This is a genomic window from Schaalia cardiffensis (assembly GCF_016405145.1).
GTDB classification, from domain to species: domain Bacteria; phylum Actinomycetota; class Actinomycetes; order Actinomycetales; family Actinomycetaceae; genus Pauljensenia; species Pauljensenia cardiffensis.
Genome location: NZ_JAEKIA010000006.1, coordinates 128,880 through 147,841, shown reverse-complemented (window position 1 = coordinate 147,841; position 18,962 = coordinate 128,880). Strand labels below are relative to the sequence as shown.

Genomic DNA, 18,962 nt, shown 5'->3' with positions numbered 1-18,962 from the left:
CTCCCTGCCCTGGGCGACCCCTGCCTTTACTCGCCCTCTGGACACAAATCGGACAATGGCTGCGTCAAGCACCGTTTGACGGTTTTGTTTTCCCTGATCAAAGACTCTTCAGTCTCGTCGCGGATGGTGCGCGCACTCCAGCGGGGGTGCCATTGTCCGACTTGTGCCCAGGCAGGGAGCTTCACCAGGTGAAAGCGTCGGGTGTGATCTCACCTTGGGAGGAAGTCATCCAACCGCCCCTCGCGAGGGCGAAGGACTTGCCATTGGCCTGGTTCCAACACGAGATGCCGTCCATCGTGGAGGTACAGGCGATCTGCCCATTCTTCGCGTACTCGCCGTAAGCAAGCACCGGTGCCTGCGCGAGGTCCAGGGCGACACAGGATGCCTCCGCACGGTTCCCCTTGAGGGAGAGGACTCCGACGCCCTCATCTCCTCGGCAGGTCTGATATGCGGTGCCCTCCCAGGAGTTCTGGGCGATCTTGCAAGTGGCCTGATCATCCGACAAGAAACAGACAATGTTGCCCGAAGGTGAGGAGAATCCGGGCATGGTCTTCGCGGTGGCCGGAGCCGGGAAAACGATAGTGCTCTGGGCGGTATCGGGCTGTTGAGGTTTGTTCTCAGCTTCAGGTGCCGTGGGCTGTGTCTGATTTGTTTGAGAATCCGTAGAGTTCGGGGAGGTGGAATCTCCTTTGCCACTGGAGAAGTCAAAGAAGATAAAACCGAGGATCGCGAGCAGAGCCACAACAAGTCCGATCAGGATCCACATGGTTTTCCTATCGCGGGGCGCAGCTTTCTTTTGAGGGGGAGTGCTGAACTCGGGGAAAGACGCTGTGGCGGAGCTAGGCGCAAAGGCAGGAGACGGTGAAGCAGAAGGAGCTTGTGTACGAAGCGTTGGCGGATAGGTCTGGGCACGAGTGGACGCTGTGGGACCGACAGGGGGATGGGCAGGCCCTGAATTCGGCGCGGCAGGGCCAACAGGAGGATGCGCCACCCCTGGATTCTGTGCAGGAAGGCCGACAGGGGGATAGCCAAGACCTGGATTCGGTGTGGGAGGGCGAACAGGAGGATAGCTCAGCGTCGAATCCGGCCCCCTGGACGCAGCAGACGGATAGCTGAGCGTCGGATCGGGCAGCATGGGAGCACGCTGCGGATAAGTGAGCTCAGGGCCTGAGGGCACATCGGTGGGACCTGAATGAACAGGTGCAGCAGGGCCAACAGGGGGATGGGCCACCCCTGGATTCTGTGCAGGAAGGCCGACAGGGGGGTAGGCAAGACCTGGATTCGGTGTGGGAGGGTGGACAGGAGGATAGCTCAGCGTCGAATCCGGCCCCGTGGGAGTGGCAGGCGGAGTCGGCACTGCAGACGGATTGGGCACCACTTCGGGATGATTTGGGTAGACCAGAACAGAATCAGGCGTGACGGGATCTGGCCCTCGAACAGGAAGCGCAGACTCGGGGGTCATGGGAGCGGGCCGCGGATAAGTGAGTTCAAGATCCGCAAGCGCGTCGCCTGGCCCCGGATGAGTAGGCCGCGCATCGGGAACGCTGCTCTTCTGGGGAGTGTTGTCCGACTCGGGCCTCTGAGAAGCGACGGCCGGGAAGATGGACCGCCGGTCCACGGCCACGTCCTCGTCTTGGGGAAGATCCTGAATGGGAATGATGGCCGTTGCCTCAGCATCGACGGACACGGCGGCAGGCCTAAGGGGTTCACCAGAGTCTGCTCTACGGCGTTCGCCGACCAGCGCAACGATCTCAGGGTCCCCTATGTCCTCCAACCAGTCGAGTAGCCCCGGATACACCTTCGGGTGACGAATGACTTGGGCGCGCAGATCCGGCGCGAAGTAGGCGATGAGTCTGAGCTGTTCAGCCGATGTCGTGGGATCGACGACGAGGCCTTCCATTTCAGCGAGGGTCATCGGGCTTTCCATCAGTCCTCCAAAGGGGTGTCGCCCCTCCACTCTAGCTGCGGGCGGCTCCTTCTCGGTCTTGTCTGCACAACACACATGCTCATTGACGAGGAGGCGGGGGCTGTGCGCAGGTCAGTGGCATGCGCCCGCGCGCTAGAGCCGTCCCCGATTCCGCATTGTCGTGGGCGACTGAACTCAGAGGCATGCACGTGCGGGCCAGAACGGATGCTGACGAGGACACTCCCCCGGGCCCACAGGTCAGTGGCGTACGCGTGGGCCAAAGCCGCCCGGTGCACGGGGGATCAGCTCTACGCGCTTAGAGGCATGCATGTGCGGGCCAGAACGGATGCTGCGAGAGAAAACCCAAGCCCCACAGCTCAGGAAACATGCACACGCGAACCAGAGAGCCACGCCTGAACATCCTGGCGGATATCGCTAAAATCAAGGAGGTTCATTACTAACAGAGCCCCCACGTCTACGCATCAGGCGAGTGCAGCGACATGTGAAGAATGCACGAACCCGGCGACAAAAGCGCGTGCGTCAACTCGCGATAGCCGCCTGTCTCTAACGGACCACGAACTTTCTCGAAGCGTCCGACACCTTCGAAGCATCAGAAACGTTCACAGCATCCGAAGAGGCGATGCAGAATCCGACGGAAAGACCACGAACTACGTCTACACTTCGAGGCGTCTTGCCAGATCAGTCGGGACGGAACTCGAAACTCTCGAAGCCCAGGGCTGTGCAATCACGCGCGAGCGCCGCGACCTGATCGTCCCAGCCCGCCCCCTTCGCCTCGAAGCCTTCCGGGGCTCCGAAAGCCCGAGCCTGCTGCAAGGCGAAAGCCCTCACTCCACGCTCTTTGAGTTCTCGGGCGACTTCAAGCCCATCGAAGGGGCCACCCGGATAGACGGTGAGTCGGACCTCGTGCGCAACTTCCGGATGAGCAAGAACGAGATCGAGGGAGGCCCAAGCCTTCTCAGCCGCACCGGCTCTGCCCGACACCTGCTCGTAGTTCTCCGGCATTGCCTTCACGTCGATCCCCACCCAGTCGACAAGGCCCTCTTCCAGGATCGTCTCCAGTCGCTTCGGATAGGCGCCCGCGGTGTGCAGTCCAACGTGGAAGCCGAGTTCCTTCACTCTGCGCATCGCGGGAAGGAGGGCGAGCTGGCGCGTCGCCTCCCCGCCGGAGAAAACGACCCCATCGAGAAGTCCGTGCCGACGCGACAGCAGATCTTCCACGGCGCTCCACGCAACCACACCGGGGATCTTCGGATCCAGGATCGCCGAGTTCTGGCAGTACGGGCACCTCCAGGGGCATCCCTGGCAAAAGACCGAGGCCACGAATCGTCCTGGCCAGTCCACGGTCGATAGGGGAACGAGTCCGGCGATCTGCAGATCATCGGGGGTGAATCCTCCGATGCGGAGCGGGGCCCCGGCCTGCTCGGCCCGGGCCCCAGCTTCACTCGATTCGCTCATGATGAGTGATTCGACCTCGCTTTTCAGCGCTGGTCGACCGGCGGGAAGGCGGACACCAGTTCACCGTGCTGACCAGCCGCGTCCTCGGAGAACATCTGGCGTTCCGCGTATTCGCCCTTCTTGCCGATGTTGAAGGACTGGACGGGGCGGAAGTACCCCATGACCCGGGTCCAGACCTCGCAGGCCTGGGGTTCACGCTCGGGGTGCGCTTCCTGGCACTTCGGGCATTCGAAGTGTTCACCGGCGAGGTAACCGTGGACCGGACAGATCGAGAAGGTCGGTGTGATCGTGATGTACGGGAGTTTGAAGGCGGTCAGCGAGCGCTTCACCATTTCCTTACAGGCCGCTCCCGAGCTCATGCGCTCCCCCATGTAGAGGTGCAGGACCGTGCCTCCCGTGTACTTGCCCTGAAGGACTTCCTGATCCTCAAGAGCCTGGAAGGGGTCGTCGGTGTAGCCGACAGGCAGCTGAGAGGAGTTCGTGTAATAGGGCTGCTCTTCGGTTCCTGCCTGGAGGATGCCGGGGTAGCGTTTGCGGTCCTCTTTCGCGAAACGGTATGTCGTGCCCTCAGCTGGGGTTGCTTCGAGGTTGTAGAGGTGGCCGGTCTTTTCCTGGAGTTCCACCATGCGTTCACGCACGTGGTCGAGGATGCGCACGCACATGTCGAAGCCGCGTGGGTCGGTCAGGTCGTACTCGTCATGCGTGAAGTTGCGGACCATTTCGTTCATGCCATTGACGCCGATGGTGGAGAAGTGGTTGTCGAGGTGGCCCAGGTAGCGCTTCGAGTAGGGGAAGAGCCCGTGGTCCATGTGGAATTGGATCGTTTCGCGCTTGCGCTCGAGGGAATCGGAAGCGAGGTCGATGAGCCGGTCGAGTTCAGTGACGAGGGCGTCCTCGTCGCCTGCGAAACGGTAGCCGAGTCGTGCCATGTTCATCGTGACGACGCCGATGGAGCCGGTGAGTTCAGCCGAGCCGAAGAGGCCGTTGCCGCGCTTGAGGAGTTCACGCAGGTCGAGCTGGAGGCGGCAGCACATGGAACGGATCATGTGCGGGTCGAGATCGGAGTTGATGAAGTTCTGGAAGTAGGGAAGGCCGTACTTCGCGGTCATGTCGAAAAGGAGGTCCGTGTTCTCACTGTCCCAGTTGAAGTCCGGCGTGATGTTGTAGGTCGGGATCGGGAAGGTGAAGACCCGACCGTCCGCGTCGCCGTGGGTCATGACCTCGATGAATGCCTTGTTGATGAGGTCCATTTCGTGCTGGAGTTCGCCGTAGGTGAAGTCGCAGACCTCATCGGCGATGAGGGGGTACTCGTCTCGCAGGTCGTCCGGGCACGTCCAGTCGAAGGTGAGGTTCGTGAAGGGGCATTGGCTGCCCCAGCGTGAGGGGACGTTGAGGTTGTAGATGAGCTCTTGCATGTTCTGGACGATCTGCTTGTAGGACATGTTGTCCAGACGCACGAAGGGCGCCATGTAGGTGTCGAAGGAGGAGAAGGCTTGAGCGCCGGCCCACTCGTTTTGGAGGGTGCCGAGGAAGTTGACGATCTGGCCGCACGCGGAGGAGAAGTGGGCGGGAGGCGCGGAGGCGATTGCGCCGGGAACGCCGTTGAAGCCCTCCTGGATCAGGCGCTTGAGGGACCAGCCCGCGCAGTAGCCGGCGAACATGTCGAGGTCGTGGATGTGGTAGTCGCCGCGGCGGTGAGCCTCACCGATCTGCGGGGTGTAGACCCGTTCAAGCCAGTAGTTCGCAACGACTTTGCCTGCGGTGTTGAGGATCAGTCCGCCAAGAGAGTAGCCCTGGTTCGCGTTCGCGTTGACTCGCCAGTCAGAGCGGTCGAGGTACTCCTCGACGGTGGCGATGGCATCGACGTCATACCGGGCGGCGTTGTCCGGGGTGGGCTGATCCATGGTGGACACCTCTCAGGTCGTTGCGCTTTCGCGCGGAAGGCGCCCCTGCATCCGAGGAACAGTGTTGTTTCAGGGCGAGTCCAAGAGTGTGGGGCGCATTTGGGAACATCGCCTACGGTACTACATATTGTGCCCAAGTCGATACAACACCAGCACATCTAGGGAATTTCAAGTTCTCAAAGAACGCGTCGGCATAGCGGAGTGCAGCAGCGGTACGTTTGGGCTCAGCTGATGTGCTTGTATGACAGGCGAACACGAAAGGCTCGCCTGAGCGGGGCAAATAACCGGTCTTAGTCCGTGCTCTGCTCGCGCCTCAAGAGCCTTTATCCTCTTGTCATCTCCCCCGCCCTCAGAGCCCGGGCCCCCTCAGAGCCCACGACACCGAGCCACTGTGCTCTCAGCTCCCTGAGTCCCTTGGCGCGGTGTTGCCTCTAGCCGGGAGCGCTACGAAGAAAAACCGCTTCTCAGGCTCACGCCCTTCAATCGCGCCTCGAGCACAGGACATCGACCTCGTTAATGACCCAACCCGCGACGGAGAGCACCCACGTGGAAGCGGCGAGCGCGAGAACTCGGGACCGCCAAGGAGCGCTTTCAAGGTAGGCGTCGTAACCGAAGCTGTAGGCCCCCGGCGAGGAGATCTCCTTCAAGGAGATGCCCGCCAAAGCGAAAATGGTGAGGAGCACGGCCACGATCAAGAAGGCGAGGACACCGATCGACATCGCACGCTGCATGGCAGGAGCATGACGTTCACGCCCCTCAATCGGCGCGAGCGCCAATGCCCACGCTCCGCAGATGAAGAAGGCGACGAGGACGTCCGCCAAACGATGCCAGGCGGAAATCATCACCGAAATCCCCATAAGAGACGCCCAGATCCAGCCGGCCCAGGCTGAGGGGGCGCGCAACCACTGGGGTGCGACCATCACCAGTGCAAGAGTGATCGACATGGCGACCGTCGTATGACCCGAGGGCAGGGAGTTCGGTAGGGCCGTGGATAAGCCGAGGTCTGGCCGGTCGAGCAGAGCCTTCGCGATCTGCGTGGTGGCGTTCGCACCGAGGACCATGACGATCGCCCTGCCTGCGAGAGTCGGGCGCCTCCTCGCAAGAGCAACGAGGAAAACGAGCGTGCCCACAAAAACAATCGCCGGCACAGACACGAGCGAAGTGACGAGCTGAACGAAAGGATCGAAGCGGCGCGCGCTTTTAGCGGCGGCCTCCATGAAGATCGTGTCCACGCCCTGACCGCGAGCGGTACTCAAAGCCACCCTCGTCACAACGACGCTCAAGAAGGCACAGACCAGCGCAGCAAAGATCCTTCGCCTCAATTTGCGCGCATACCAGCGGTCGGAGGAAACTCCGGGCCGCGGCGAGGAGGGGAGAGGCTTCTTCGCGTCGGCGCGCTGATTCACGGGCCGCCCTTTGGGGCGCCTAGACGGGGGCATCCCCACGCTCATCGGCTCTCCTCTCGCGATCCTCAGGTGTTTCAACCCCCACTGTATCGGTGCGTCACGGCCAGTGGCCGCAGCGGACACGGGTGCATCCCCGCGCTGAGGGGCTCCATCTACGCAATCACCGCCACTCAAGGGCATCTTCAGAAGCATCCCCGCGCTGGGATGTTCACGAAGGAAAACTACGCCACCACCTACGGGTGAGAAGTGCATCCCCGCGCTGAGGGGCCCGCCCTCGGATACAGTGGACGCGTTCCTCGTTCAGATGAGGCCATTACCGAGCATCAGGAGAGCACGTGTCCGCCACACCAGTGAGCACCGAACGCGTCAGAGACCTGCTCTCTTCGCGCGATCTCAACTTCGGGGAGTACTCCGAAGCGGAACTTGTCGTTCCCACTCGCAACGCCGTCTATTTCTGGAACACCTCAAACCCGCAGATCCTCCAGGTTCGCGCCCAATGGCGTGGGATCGCCGAGGACGACACCCAGTTCGGCGCCCTCGTTGACGAGATCGCGAACTGTAATTCGACTCGGAGCGGCCCGAAAGCCTACCTCGCTCCTTTGGAGGACTCGAGCCGCTACGGGCTCATCGCCGAATGCAATGTCGTCGCGATGGACGGTCTCACCCAAGCTCAGCTCGACGGCTTTTACGAGACCAGTCTGTCGATGATCATGGGATTCTTCGCTGACTTGGAAAAGGCACTTCCCGACTTCGTGACCTGGGCCGATGATGCGGAAAACACGAGCGACGCCGGGGAGGCCATGGAGCAGGCGAAACCCCGCCTTGCCGCCTCAGTCCCGATCGTGGAGGAGGACCAGGAATGAGCGTCCCCTTCGCAGTGCCGAACGATGAGTGCACCCCCTACCCCTTGACTTTTGAGCGCTTGCTCTCGCACGTCCACGAAATGGGCTACGAGCTTGATGTGATCGCCGAGGGACGGGCCGCCGGAGCGGTCTTCGACTCCGTTCCCTTCCTCATTTCGATCGATCAGTCCGGTCGTTTCCTCTCGATCCGGGCGATGTGGGAGACCGGTCTTGATGTTCCGCGCTCCACTCGTCCTCTCTTCGCGGCGGCGGATTCGTGGAACCGTGAGAAGTATTTCCCGACCGTCTACTCGATGCCCTCGGAGCAGGGGACGTCGATTGTTTTCGCGGATTTCGTCCTCGACACTGCGGCGGGTGTGTCGAAGGATCAGCTCACCCAGAACGTGTCCGCTGGCGTGTCCACCGGTATTGGCGCGATCGAGTACATGAAGCAGGCTGCCGAGCAGACCCTCGGGTGGACCGATCCTCGGGCGAAGTGAGAAATGAGGACGGCTCGCACCCTGAGGGCGAAGTGGGCGGTGAGGATCGCTCACCCTGTGAGGGCGAAGTGAGCGTCGAAGAGCGTTGTCGCACTGAAGGCGCGGGGCCTAGCGTTTTCTCAGCCGGTCATCCTCTTATCGGCGCAGCCGGGGATTCTCTCGCCGCTAGCGAAGTCGGGGAGCCTGTGCCCGGTGGCGCAGCCGGGGATTCTCTCACCGTCGGCGCACACAAAAGCCCGAGTGACAAGTCACGCGAAGGTCCTCGTACCACCGCAAGCACAAGCCCCCTCCCACGTGATGCGCTCAAGAACCCGCAGACGACACCTGACGAAAGCCCGAGTAAAAAGTCAAGCGAAAGTCCTCGTACCACCGCAAGCGCAAGCCCCCTCCCACGTGATGCGCTCAAGAACCCGCAGGCTGTCGCAGACGAACGCCCCTGCACCAGTAGTGGGCCCGAAAGCCCGCGTGCCAGCAGTGCGGCTGAGATCCCTCATCCCATGTCAGCCGAAAGCCCCCTCACCACGCCACCCCTTCCCGTTTCGACTCCCCGTGCCCCCAAAAACTTTGGCGACGCCGACCTCGTGGATCTGCTGAAAAGTCTCAGCGCAGGTGATGACCGTCTTATTGACCTGCGCGAAATCCCCGGGCGCAGAGCCCGCGTGGGCGACTGGCCCAGCTGGGTCGCATCCGCTGTGGTCGAAGCCTGGCGAGCACAGGGGGCGACAATGCCCTGGAGTCACCAGGTCAGCGCCCTCGACGCAATCCATTCGGGCAGCGATGTCGTCCTCGCGAGCGGAACCGGCTCGGGCAAGTCGGTAGCCGCGTGGACTCCGATCCTTTCTGATCTATGCCAGGTCGAAGATTCCGCCCGGATCTCCGCAATCCGCAGGCGACCGACCTGCCTGTACCTCTCACCGACGAAAGCGCTGGCCGCCGATCAACTCGCCGGACTGACGCGCCTACTCACGGCCTGCGCACAAGACTCTCCTCTCAGCACAGTCCGAGCGATGAGCGCCGACGGGGACACCCCACGAGAGGCGAAGGAATGGGCGCGCGCCAACGCCGATATTCTCTTGTCGAATCCGGATTTTCTGCACTACGTCATGCTTGCGAGCCATCAGCGCTGGACCCGTTTCCTCGCCTCCTTGAAGTACATCGTCATCGACGAGCTGCATCATTGGCGCGGCGTCCTGGGCGCGCACGTCTCCCTCGTGATCCGTCGGCTGTTGCGCATCGCCCACAGCCTCGGTGCCAATCCGATCATCATCATGCTCTCAGCGACGATCCGCGACCCCGCCTCCGTCGCCGAAGCCATAACCGGGCGCGGGGCGGAAGCAATCGACGAGGACGGCTCCCCTTGCGGCTCGCATCACCTGGCTCTGTGGCAGGGGCGTCTCATCCCCGAAGAATCTGAAGTCGACATCTCCGAGTTCCTGCGCGCGATCAACGGGGAGGATGTTGTTCTTGAGGCCCCGATGCGTCGCATCAGTGCACAGAGCGAAGCCGCGAACCTGGGTGCGGCATTCATGGAAGAGGGCGCTCGACTCCTCCTCTTCTGTCGCTCGCGCGCTGGCGCAGAATCTCTCGCCGCACAGGTCAAGGATCGATTGGGGGCGCACGGTTCCGCCCTCGCCGGGCAAGTCGCGGCCTACCGGGGCGGGTATCTGCCCGAAGAGCGTCGAGCCCTGGAGAGGGGCTTGCGCTCTGGCAAGCTGCGCGCACTTGCCACCACCTCCGCATTGGAATTGGGCCTGGACGTGTCAGCTTTGGATGCGACGGTCACCGTGGGCTGGCCGGGAACACGCGCCTCGTTGCGTCAACAGATGGGCCGGGCGGGCAGAGCCGGAGCCCCCGGGGTCAGAGTGCTCATCGCTTCCGAGAACCCGCTCGATGCCTACCTGCTTCACCACCCAGAGGAGATCCTCGCGCCCGTTGAGACCGTGGTCATCGACCCTTTCAACCCCTATGTCCTCGCCCCACACCTGTGTGCGGCAGCTGGCGAGCTCCCCCTGTCCGAGTCGCGTGCGCAGGGGGAGGACCTCGCCTTATTCGGACCGGGCATGACCGCCCTCGCCGAGCGACTCGCGGCGGAGGGGTATCTGCGTCGCCGCCCCGCAGGCTGGTATTGGGATGCGACCCGAAAAGAGCGAGCCAGTGATCTGACCGATTTACGAGGCTCGAGTGGTGAGGTGCAGATCGTCGATGCGAGGAGCGGTGCGCTCATCGGCACGATTGACGAGGCTTCAGCTGATGCGCATGTCTTCCCCGACGCGGTCTACATCCATCAGGGACGCACCTTCCACGTTTTGTCCTTGTCCTCAATGATGGCGCCCCTCAGTCACGAGGCCGGGGCTGGTGTCGAAAGTGAGGCAGAGGCTGGTGTCGGGGCCTGGGCAGGTGTCGAGAGTGAGGCAGAGGTTGGCGTCGGTGCCGGGACATCGGCTAGAGCGGAACCTAACGCCGGGGCCGGGGTTGGGACCTGGGCTGGTGCCGCGGACGAAGTTGACATCGAGAGTAGGGTCCGGGTCGGAAGCAGAGCTGACATCTGGGGAGAATCCGGTGCCAGAGCAAAAGCCTGGGGCGCGCCCTCGCTCATCCCAGCGTCTTCGAGGGGTGCACAACGTCAACGCATCGCCGTCGTCGAAGAGGTCCGCACTCCCCTTCGCACTCGCGCAAAACAGCATGTGAGCGTCTCCGTGCGACAGGTCGAACGCTCCTGGACCAGCGAGGATGGGCTTGTGACCTGGCGTTTCGGCGCGGTCGATGTGACAAGTCGCGTCACCGACTACGACCTGCTGCGCCTGCCCGGGCTCGAGTTCATCCGCAACTGCGAACTGCGCTTGCCAACCCGAGTCCTGGAGACGAAAGCCGTCTGGTACGAGCTTTCTGCTCATGCGCTCGCTGTGCTGGGGCTCGGACGCGATGAGCTTCCTGGTACTCTCCACGCCGCCGAGCACGCGGCAATCGGCATACTCCCACTGTTCGCGACCTGTGACCGTTGGGACCTCGGGGGATTGTCCACCGCCGAGCATGAGGACACGGGCCTGCCGAGCGTTTTCGTGCACGATGCGTTTCGCGGTGGAGCCGGGCATGCTGAGACTGGATTCGAAAGGGCAGGCTCATGGATGCGGGCGACCCTGGACACTCTTCTCGGATGCGAATGCGAGGAGGGGTGCCCGCGCTGCGTCCAGTCACCGAAATGCGGCAATGGGAACGAGCCCTTGTCAAAAGCGGGCGCGATCCTCCTCTTGAACTTCCTGGTTGATCACTGCCCGCCCGGCTAGGTGGCCTTCTAAGCGGCCCGCGTTGACCGCAGTCGCATGGATCGTCATGAGTCGACCACTGCCCCACCCGGCTCAGTGACCTGCGCTGGCCACAGTTGTGTGCATTGTCATGAGTCGATCACTGCCCGCCCCAGTTCAGCACCCAGCCAACCCTGGTGTCGGCACTATGCCCAAAGGCAGGATGCTGGAGGGCCACCGGATTCGAAGAGGCTCAATCCCCACTCCTTCCACCAGAGCTTTTCCATCAGGGGCACTTCCCACCAGGGCTTTCCGCATCAGCGGCTCCTCCCACCAGAGCTTTTCCATCAGATCCTGCTCCCGGCTACGCTTCCCGCTTCAAGGGCTCTTCCCCGAGGCTCCTCGCACTAGGACTTTCCACCTCAGGAGCTCTTCCCACCAAGGTTCCTCGCATCAGGGCTTTGCCCATCAGGGACCTCAATCTTTCTGATGTTGGCAGCTCGCGGATCACGGCCTCAATCTCAGAGGCCAGGTCTTCTCAGCCACTCGGATACGGGCGCGGCGAGGTCGATGCCGCCGTGTCTGAGTTGCCGGAGATCTCCGGCGCTCGGATATGGGAGGGAATCGTGGTCTGAGGGTTCTCGAACTCCACCCGACCATCACCCGAAGAACCCCAAATATGATCTCGGTGCCACCACCCACCCCTCAGCCCTGCCGAAAACACAAACGGGGTAGCACAACACCCGCCAACCCCCACCCACACAACCCCAAACACAATCTCGGCACCACCACCCACCCCCCAGCCCTGCCGAAAGCACAAGCGGGGTAGCAGAACAGGGATATGGGCCCGAATGTGTAGTGCCGTTCGGGTCTGGCAGCGCTCGGGTTTTGCACCACTCGGGTTTGGTGTCGTTCGGGGATGGCGCCGTTCGGATGTGTCGATGCGGCTGTCCACAAATCGAACATTGCGTCCTAGTTCCTTAGGAAAACCCCAGGTCAAAGGGTGAATTGTTCGACTTGCACTGCCCCACTGTCCGACTTGTGGCCTCACTTGGGAGTTCAGTGTCCGACTTGTGGACGTGAGCAGAGGCTTGGTCTTCAACTTGCGGCCTCACCCAGGGAATACAGGATAAGAACGGGGCATTTCGAACGGAGCCGAAGGCTTTGGGATGTTGGAGAGGTAGGCGCAGATGCAGGGAAGCGGGCATGGAACGTACCAAGACGCTGATACGGAAAGACATAGTCGCGGACTGACAAGGGATATGCGCACGCTCGGCACGCAGACCCTGGGATACCGCAAGGTGTCGGCGAGGTTTGAAGCTAGATTCCAGTGGTGGTTGCAACGGAGTCTTTGTGCAGGGAGTTCGTTGTGGCTGATCTTGGTCGTGCTTTTGGTGGGGTTATGTACCCCTCCCGTCGGCTGACGTGGCGGGGTACAGGCGCACAGGAAACGCATACAGGCGCTGGCGTGCTGAAAAGCACATCTGTGGCCGCATTCAAGGAGCGCACCTAAACTTGAGGACTATGAGCGATACTCCTGTGAAGAACCCCTCTGTCATCCCCGTTTTCTCCGCCACGCCGGAACTCAGCGACGCCCTTGAGCGTGTCCTCGTTGATGTGACCGCTCTGAGCCTCGTTTCCAAACAGATCCACTGGAACGTGGTCGGCCCGAACTTCCGCGATATTCACCTCAACCTCGATGAGGTCGTCACCATTGCCCGTGAGGCCTCCGATGAGATCGCAGAGCGCATGCGCGCCATCAACGCGATCCCGGACGGGCGCCCTGAGGCCATCGCAGAGCGCACCTCCGTCCCGAGTGCGCCCGAGGGCGTTCTCATGGTGTCCGACGCTGTCGACTACATGGTGAATGCGCTCAACGCAGTCGTTTCCACTCTGCGTGAGGTCCACAAGGTCGTCGATGAGACCGATTCCATGTCTTCCGGAATTGTCGAGGACTACGTGCTCAGGCTTGAGCAGCAAGCGTGGTTCCTCTCCTCTCAGAACTACTCGGCCTGATCGACTGGCCCTTCTCGCTCTGATCGAGCAAAACTCCTCGCCCCTGATCACAATGGTGGGTTCGCAGCCCTGTGCTGCGAACCCACCATTTCACGTCAACTGGCGCTCTCCTACTCTGTTCAGCGAGGCTTCCGCCACTGTGGTGTTCTCAGCCTCTCTGATACCCAAGATCCCGAAGCACCCCGAGCGAGGAGTGCCCCCTCTGGCTCCTCAGCGGCTCAGCCTTTCCGCGAGCTCTCTATCATCAATGGGGACCCGAGCTTTGTATCGATGGGCACCCCTCTCGGACTCCCGGTCGGCACAGCTCCTTTCGACGCCTCCATATCCCGAGGCTCCCCAACGAGGTGTTCCCCGGGCCCACACCGGCGCATTCCCCTCCTGGGGGCTCCGTAGGAGGCGCCCTCCCCATACTCCCCATCAAGGCATGTCGGTCTGGCTCTCCGTTGATAGCGCCCCCGACGCCCCAATTCCCCAAGCTCTGCCCCGGCCTGTACCTCAGAGTCCTTTGAGTCCTTGAGGCTTCGGAGACTCACCTCTTCCCTCGTGCCCATCACTCCTTCGGCCCGGCTCTGGCCCTCGCGCGCACCGGAACTGACACGCCCATGAGCTTCACCGGTGAGGAGACGATGACTCGGGTGTGGGTCCCAAGGATTTCGCAAGAGTCGAGGGCAACACCATTCCTCGCAACCACTGCTCCGGCCTCCTCACAGGGACGTGAGCCGACATCCTCCCATTGGGCGGTCGCCGACACGTCCGCGCCCGCCAATGCTGCAAGGTCTGCGATTGCGTCGAGCCTCGCTCGAGTGGAGGCCTCAACCCCATATGCGCCGATCACAAGCGCGAAGAGAACTACCACCGCGCACACTCCCGCTGTGAGGATCGTGCCCGAGCCCTCCTCCTTTAAGCTCCTCACGGGGCCAAACTCCCGAGCTTCGCATGGACCTCGCATGTGAGCGGGGGAAGCGGCATAGAGGCGATGCTCGATCCGGGCATGCTGGCGGATGCGAGCGCCCACTGCCCCGAACGAGTGACCGACACCTGTGCTCCTCGAGCCGCGAGGCTCCCCAGCGCCTGACGGCCAACCGCTTCAGCATCCGCAGTTCCACTCACCGCCGCCCTCGCTGCCTCCCCTGCCCCACGGCACAGCCCCTGGCGTGCGATCCCGAAGGAAGAGACCGCGAGGACGAGGACGAGCATCGCCGCGACGGCCACGAAACCGATCGCCAGTTCAACGCTCGTTGACCCCTCTTCCTCGCCTCCTACTCGGCCTCGTCTTTTCACAATGTCAGAGCCGAGGTGATGATGCCCTGAAGTAGGGCCTTGACCGCGCCCGACTTGAGGACGACGAGCAGGAGCCCCGCGAAACCCGCGGCAGCGACCGCGCCGATCGCGTATTCGACTGTTGTCGACCCTTCTTCATAATCCCCTTGAAGTGCTCCCGAGGTGAATGCGAGTTCTTCTTCGATTCTCGCTCGGGTGTGCGCGCCTTGACGTCGAGCACGTGTGATCGCCTCTTCAATGCCCGCAATGCTGATCAGGTGAGACATGAGTGAACCTCCTCTTTCTCCCGGTCTCTCCGGGATCTTCAGGATCTCCATCTCCCCGTTTCGGCGCGACCTGCTTCTCCCCCAGCTGTGCATGAGCGGGAAGAGGCTATGAGTTGTGGATGGCGCGCTTACGTGAAAGCTCCGAACCTCACTCATGCTGGAGCAGATCCGGGCTGCAACTAACGGACGCCCTTTGCCCCGCCCGAGCCCCACTCACGCTGGAGCACACAGTGGAAGAAACCGAGCACACAGTGGGAGAAACGGATTGCCCGCCCAAGTAACAATCCGAGTGAACAACTGCGGGTTATCTGAAGGCGCCCTTGGGATTGCCCGCCAACGCGAAAACTCCGAGCCTTTCCGCTCAACACCCTTAGACAAGTGAAGCGAAACCGCCCTCGAACAGGTGGAGCATCACGGGTCCGAGCCCGAGGGCCAGGAACGCGGGCAAGAGGAGCGCCCCGAGTGGGAGTGCGAGCTCCACCCCGAGGGCCTCGGCCTTTGCTCTCGCATCCGCGATGCGCCCGACTCGGATCGCCCGGGCACTGCGCCGCAGCAGCTCATCGGGCATGGCCCCATCAGTCCACGCTGGTTCGAGGGCGAGAGCGAGGGGATCATTCGGACGCTCCTCCCAGGCGCGCGACCATTTCAAACCAATACGCAGACCTCGCCCGGCTGCACGAAGCGTCGGATCCTCCGCCGATTCTCCAATCGCTTCGAGAACCTGCGGGATGGACCCTCCCGCTTCCAAGACTGCTTGGGCGAGATCGCAGGCGATTGCCGGGTCCAGTTCTCCAGCAGAGCCTGCGGCCCTGGCGATGAGGGTGCGGGAGACGAAAATTGAAGCGAGGAGGAGCGTCAGGCCGATGAGGCCGAGGACAGAACCGATCCCTGCGTCTGAGAATGTCCCAATCGGGTCCGCCCCCATTACCTGTGCGCCGATGATTCCCAGGAGGGGGAGTGCGATCAAGATCCTTGAGGAGGTGCGTGCCGATGATGAGGCGATCCTGCGGGCCTCTTCGGCGGCTTCGGATTCTTCGAGTCCGTCGGCGACCGCGTCGAGGATCTGCGCCAAAGGAGCTCCACTGCTCGCGCTGAGTCGGCAGGCACTGCGAAGGGCGAGGGTGGCACTATGAGCGGCGCGTCCTCGTCCTCTTTTCAGCCAGTGAATCCGACGAATGTCAGAAAAGGTTCTGATCTGCGTTAACGCAGGGACTTTTGTGAGCTCGGAGAGGACTCGCGGGCTCCCGTTCTCGTCAATCCCACTGAAGGGGACACCGGGGATCAGGCGGGTCCAGCTCGCTTCCCAGGCGTGCTCGACTGGCGCGCCCGCTCTCAAACGAGAGGCGACTTCCGTGACGAGGAGCGCGAGCTCTGCACCGGCGATCCGATAATCTGCGGGGCCACTGGGTTTTCGGGAGCGAAGAATCTTGGCCCGCGCAGCGCCCGAACCTGAAGCTTTTATTCTCGGGCCTCTTCCCCTTTCGGAGCAGTCCCCTCCCCAAATCCCGCTTCCGTAGCCTCCTGCGGAGCAAGCCCCTCCCAAGCATCTCCTTCCAGCCCCGCCCATGTGCGTCGAACATCCAGCCACCCTCCTCGCTTCTTCGCCACTTTCGCCCCACGCGCACACGACCCACCGACGCCACGAGCGCTTGGTGACAACACTGGCCACCGCTGCTACAAGTGCTGCGAGCGCGAGAACGATGCTCATGCGGATCCCGCAGGCTCGCGACCCGAAGCGGAGCCTGCGAGCCTCTTTTCAAGGTCTTCCCAACCAGGACCGTGCTCGCACTTCCCGAAACGAGTCGCTTTGATTGCCAGGTCGCACAACAGTTCAGAGCCTTGGCGGCGAAGGAGCGCGATCTCACTGACCCATCGTCCCGGCCCTTCGTCCATGCCGGAGCGCACAGGGGCCCGCTGCATGTGGACGACCGCATCAAGTGCCGCTACCGCCTGGGCGGCGACCGCCGCATCACTCATTCCCGCGAGCGCACCGAGAGCATGAAGCCGCGCAGGCACATCATTGGCTCCGTTCGCATGGATCGTGGCCCAGCCTCCGTCGTGCCCCGTATTCAAAGCGAGCAGAACATCGCGCACTTCAGGGCCTCGACACTCGCCAAGTACCAGTCGGTCGGGTCTCATGCGCATCGCGGCGCGCACGAGTTCCGACAGGGGGATTCCTCCTCGTCCTTGCACATTCGCTTTCCGTTCGACGAGGGAAATGACATGCGGGTGATCGGGGGAGAGCTCGGGGACCTCCTCAATGCAGATGATTCGCTCGTCGGCTGGAACCAGGCCGAGCAGGGCTGCGAGCAGTGTCGTCTTCCCGCTTCCCGTCGCCCCTGATACCAGGACATTCGCCCGCTGTTCGACGAGGTCGCGCAGTATTCTCCCGATCTCGGGGGTGATGGATCCCGTCTCGATCATGTCGTCCACACCCATGCCAGTGGCTCTCGCAGTCCGAAGGGAGAGCAGGGTCCCCGAGGCTGAGGGTGCTGGAAGGACTGCGTGGAGGCGGATTCCGCCCGGCAATGAGCCGTCGACGATGGGACTTGCGTCATCGAGTCGGCGTCCGCAGGCGGCAGCCATTCTCACCGCGAGCGCTCGAGTCTGCTCATCGCTGTCTAAGGGCAGGTCGAGAGGTTCAAGGCCTCGACCACGGTCAACCCAAGCCTGTGTCGAGTTGACGAGGACATCGCTCGTGAGAGGATCGACGAGGACGCGGGCGAGTTCGGGACCTGTTCCGGCGGCGATCGAGGTGACTTTCTCGAGGAGTTCGCTCATTTCACGGATGCCCGCGCCGGGTCGGGCGGCTTGGCGGACAGCGAGGCCGATGCCTTGGCCGGAGGCGATCCTGGCTAAGGCATCCTGTTCGAAGACTTCCTGTTCGAAGGTTTCCCCTCTCGGATCTGCGCTGTGCGCCACTGAAGCCCTTTCCACGCGTGTGCCATTCCGATCGCCTCCCTGAGTTCTCGCCTTCACGCTCCACTCCTCAACGAAGACACTGCCCGTGCTCCTTGTCCGCTCCTGAGAAAGCGTTTTTCGACTGAAACCACCCATGGATCCGCTCATGCTGTCGCCTCGAAAACCCCAGGCTTCGCCTCAGGCACGCAGTGCTTCGCCCCGAAAACCCCGCGCTTCACCTCAGGCGCGCAGTACTTCTCCTCGAGAGCCCATCTGCCCGCCCACTGGCGCCCAGATGCGCGCCGCAGTTCCTTTAAAAGAGGCCTGCCCCCTTTTCTCATCGCCGCCGATAATTGCATCGTCGGCACATCCGTGAGCTGTGCAATATACGGGCCGACTCTCCCCCGTGTCACGAGCACAGTGGGAACCAGCGGCGGATAGAGCGCCAGGACGCAGGCAAGGCGTGAGGCTCCAGCAAGATCACCGCTTCCAAGGAGAACCAGGTAGTCGATGCCCGCCATGAGGGCAAACTCCGCCCTTGAGTCCCAGCGCCCAAGGTCAAGGACGCAGCGCCCTGCGCTCGCCTCAATGACGGCTGAAAGACGAGGGTCTGCTCCGTCCGCAACTCCCCGAGCATCCCCGGCGAGGATGCGAATGCCTTGCGTTCGTGGCAGACGTTCGACGAGGTCGGGGCCGAATGCCCGCTCAGCTCGATCCAGGTCGGCCCAGCGGATTCCTGGCAGGTCTGGGGATTGCATGAGGAAGGGCGAGGGTGCAGTACCGGAGGCATCAATCAGGACTGAGTCTTCAGTTTTCGCGAGGAGTCCGGCGAGAACGGCTGCTCCTGAGGCGGGACTCCACTCGGCAAGGGCAATGACTTGCGGCCCAGATTCATTCAGCGCTCGTACAGGGGCTTGAGCGTGATTCGCGCTCGCGGCCCCCACGGCGTTCACGATCACCTCGGCGAGTAATGGCAGGTCTTCCGGGAGGTGGAATTGCCCTCCGGCCCCGATTTCCACACGAGGGCATTGGGGGTGAGAATCCCGGACTTGTGTATTCCCGTCTCCGTTCCTTCCTCCCACTCCCACGATTTCAAGATCAGGCGCACCATCTGCCCTGCCTTCCCTCCATTCAAGAATCTCCACAAGCTCTAGGAGATTGCGAATGCTTGTCTCATCTGTGGTTTTCAGGCCGCTCAGTCGCACACCTCCCGTCCTCGTTG

Annotated in this window: 15 protein-coding genes and 1 pseudogene; 5 read left to right on the top strand and 11 right to left on the bottom strand. The window is 62.4% G+C overall.

What is annotated here, in order from left to right:
• Positions 1-181: 181 nt before the first annotated feature.
• The 5 genes and pseudogenes from JFX23_RS05180 to JFX23_RS05165 all read right to left on the bottom strand — a co-directional run bounded on the left by JFX23_RS05180 (position 182) and on the right by JFX23_RS05165 (position 6,737).
• Complete coding sequence (locus JFX23_RS05180) at positions 182-766, bottom strand: hypothetical protein (RefSeq protein ID WP_198776009.1); 585 nt, start codon at positions 764-766, stop codon at positions 182-184.
• A 972-nt stretch (positions 767-1,738) separates the two neighbouring features.
• Positions 1,739-1,900: pseudogene (locus JFX23_RS09690) on the bottom strand (variant leucine-rich repeat-containing protein); the annotation flags it as partial.
• Positions 1,901-2,605: 705 nt separating this feature from the next.
• Positions 2,606-3,382: an anaerobic ribonucleoside-triphosphate reductase activating protein gene (locus tag JFX23_RS05175; protein WP_233050598.1), complete on the bottom strand. Its 777-nt coding sequence runs from the start codon at positions 3,380-3,382 to the stop codon at positions 2,606-2,608.
• A gap of 23 nt (positions 3,383-3,405) precedes the next feature.
• Positions 3,406-5,286, bottom strand: coding sequence for a ribonucleoside triphosphate reductase (locus JFX23_RS05170; RefSeq protein WP_198776008.1), 1,881 nt, complete (start codon positions 5,284-5,286; stop codon positions 3,406-3,408).
• Between the two features lie 479 nt (positions 5,287-5,765).
• Positions 5,766-6,737: a phosphatase PAP2 family protein gene (locus JFX23_RS05165; RefSeq protein ID WP_233050597.1), complete on the bottom strand. Its 972-nt coding sequence runs from the start codon at positions 6,735-6,737 to the stop codon at positions 5,766-5,768.
• A 290-nt stretch (positions 6,738-7,027) separates the two neighbouring features.
• Here JFX23_RS05165 and JFX23_RS05160 point away from each other — a divergent pair, with 290 nt between their 5' ends.
• From JFX23_RS05160 to JFX23_RS05140, 5 genes are all read left to right on the top strand, one after another.
• On the top strand, positions 7,028-7,555 hold the full coding sequence (locus JFX23_RS05160) for a YbjN domain-containing protein (protein ID WP_276671032.1): 528 nt from the start codon (positions 7,028-7,030) through the stop codon (positions 7,553-7,555).
• Positions 7,552-8,034: a YbjN domain-containing protein gene (locus JFX23_RS05155; protein ID WP_198776006.1), complete on the top strand. Its 483-nt coding sequence runs from the start codon at positions 7,552-7,554 to the stop codon at positions 8,032-8,034. Before JFX23_RS05160 ends, JFX23_RS05155 begins: the two co-directional genes overlap by 4 nt.
• Before the next feature lie 497 nt (positions 8,035-8,531).
• Positions 8,532-11,318, top strand: a complete 2,787-nt coding sequence (locus JFX23_RS05150; RefSeq protein WP_233050596.1) for a DEAD/DEAH box helicase — start codon at positions 8,532-8,534, stop codon at positions 11,316-11,318.
• 419 nt (positions 11,319-11,737) lie between these two features.
• Positions 11,738-11,911 (top strand): hypothetical protein, encoded by a 174-nt coding sequence (locus tag JFX23_RS05145; RefSeq protein WP_198776005.1) that lies wholly within the window; start codon positions 11,738-11,740, stop codon positions 11,909-11,911.
• Positions 11,912-12,800: 889 nt separating this feature from the next.
• Positions 12,801-13,292 (top strand): Dps family protein, encoded by a 492-nt coding sequence (locus tag JFX23_RS05140; RefSeq protein WP_005962530.1) that lies wholly within the window; start codon positions 12,801-12,803, stop codon positions 13,290-13,292.
• A 550-nt stretch (positions 13,293-13,842) separates the two neighbouring features.
• On the opposite strand, the gene JFX23_RS05135 is transcribed toward JFX23_RS05140, so the two are convergent.
• The 6 genes from JFX23_RS05135 to JFX23_RS05110 all read right to left on the bottom strand — a co-directional run bounded on the left by JFX23_RS05135 (position 13,843) and on the right by JFX23_RS05110 (position 18,759).
• Positions 13,843-14,205, bottom strand: coding sequence for an Rv3654c family TadE-like protein (locus JFX23_RS05135; protein WP_198776004.1), 363 nt, complete (start codon positions 14,203-14,205; stop codon positions 13,843-13,845).
• A complete protein-coding gene (locus JFX23_RS05130) occupies positions 14,202-14,573 on the bottom strand; it encodes a hypothetical protein (protein WP_198776003.1) in 372 nt (123 codons plus the stop codon). Before JFX23_RS05130 ends, JFX23_RS05135 begins: the two co-directional genes overlap by 4 nt.
• Positions 14,570-14,839 (bottom strand): DUF4244 domain-containing protein, encoded by a 270-nt coding sequence (locus JFX23_RS05125; protein ID WP_198776002.1) that lies wholly within the window; start codon positions 14,837-14,839, stop codon positions 14,570-14,572. Before JFX23_RS05125 ends, JFX23_RS05130 begins: the two co-directional genes overlap by 4 nt.
• Positions 14,840-15,209: 370 nt before the next feature.
• Positions 15,210-16,427, bottom strand: a complete 1,218-nt coding sequence (locus JFX23_RS05120; protein WP_332874679.1) for a type II secretion system F family protein — start codon at positions 16,425-16,427, stop codon at positions 15,210-15,212.
• 116 nt (positions 16,428-16,543) lie between these two features.
• Positions 16,544-17,818 carry a TadA family conjugal transfer-associated ATPase gene (locus JFX23_RS05115; protein ID WP_198776001.1) on the bottom strand — a complete coding sequence of 425 codons (1,275 nt, stop codon included), beginning with the start codon at positions 17,816-17,818 and terminating at the stop codon, positions 16,544-16,546.
• An 86-nt stretch (positions 17,819-17,904) separates the two neighbouring features.
• Positions 17,905-18,759, bottom strand: a complete 855-nt coding sequence (locus JFX23_RS05110) for a hypothetical protein (protein ID WP_198776000.1) — start codon at positions 18,757-18,759, stop codon at positions 17,905-17,907.
• Between the last annotated feature and the right edge of the window lie 203 nt (positions 18,760-18,962).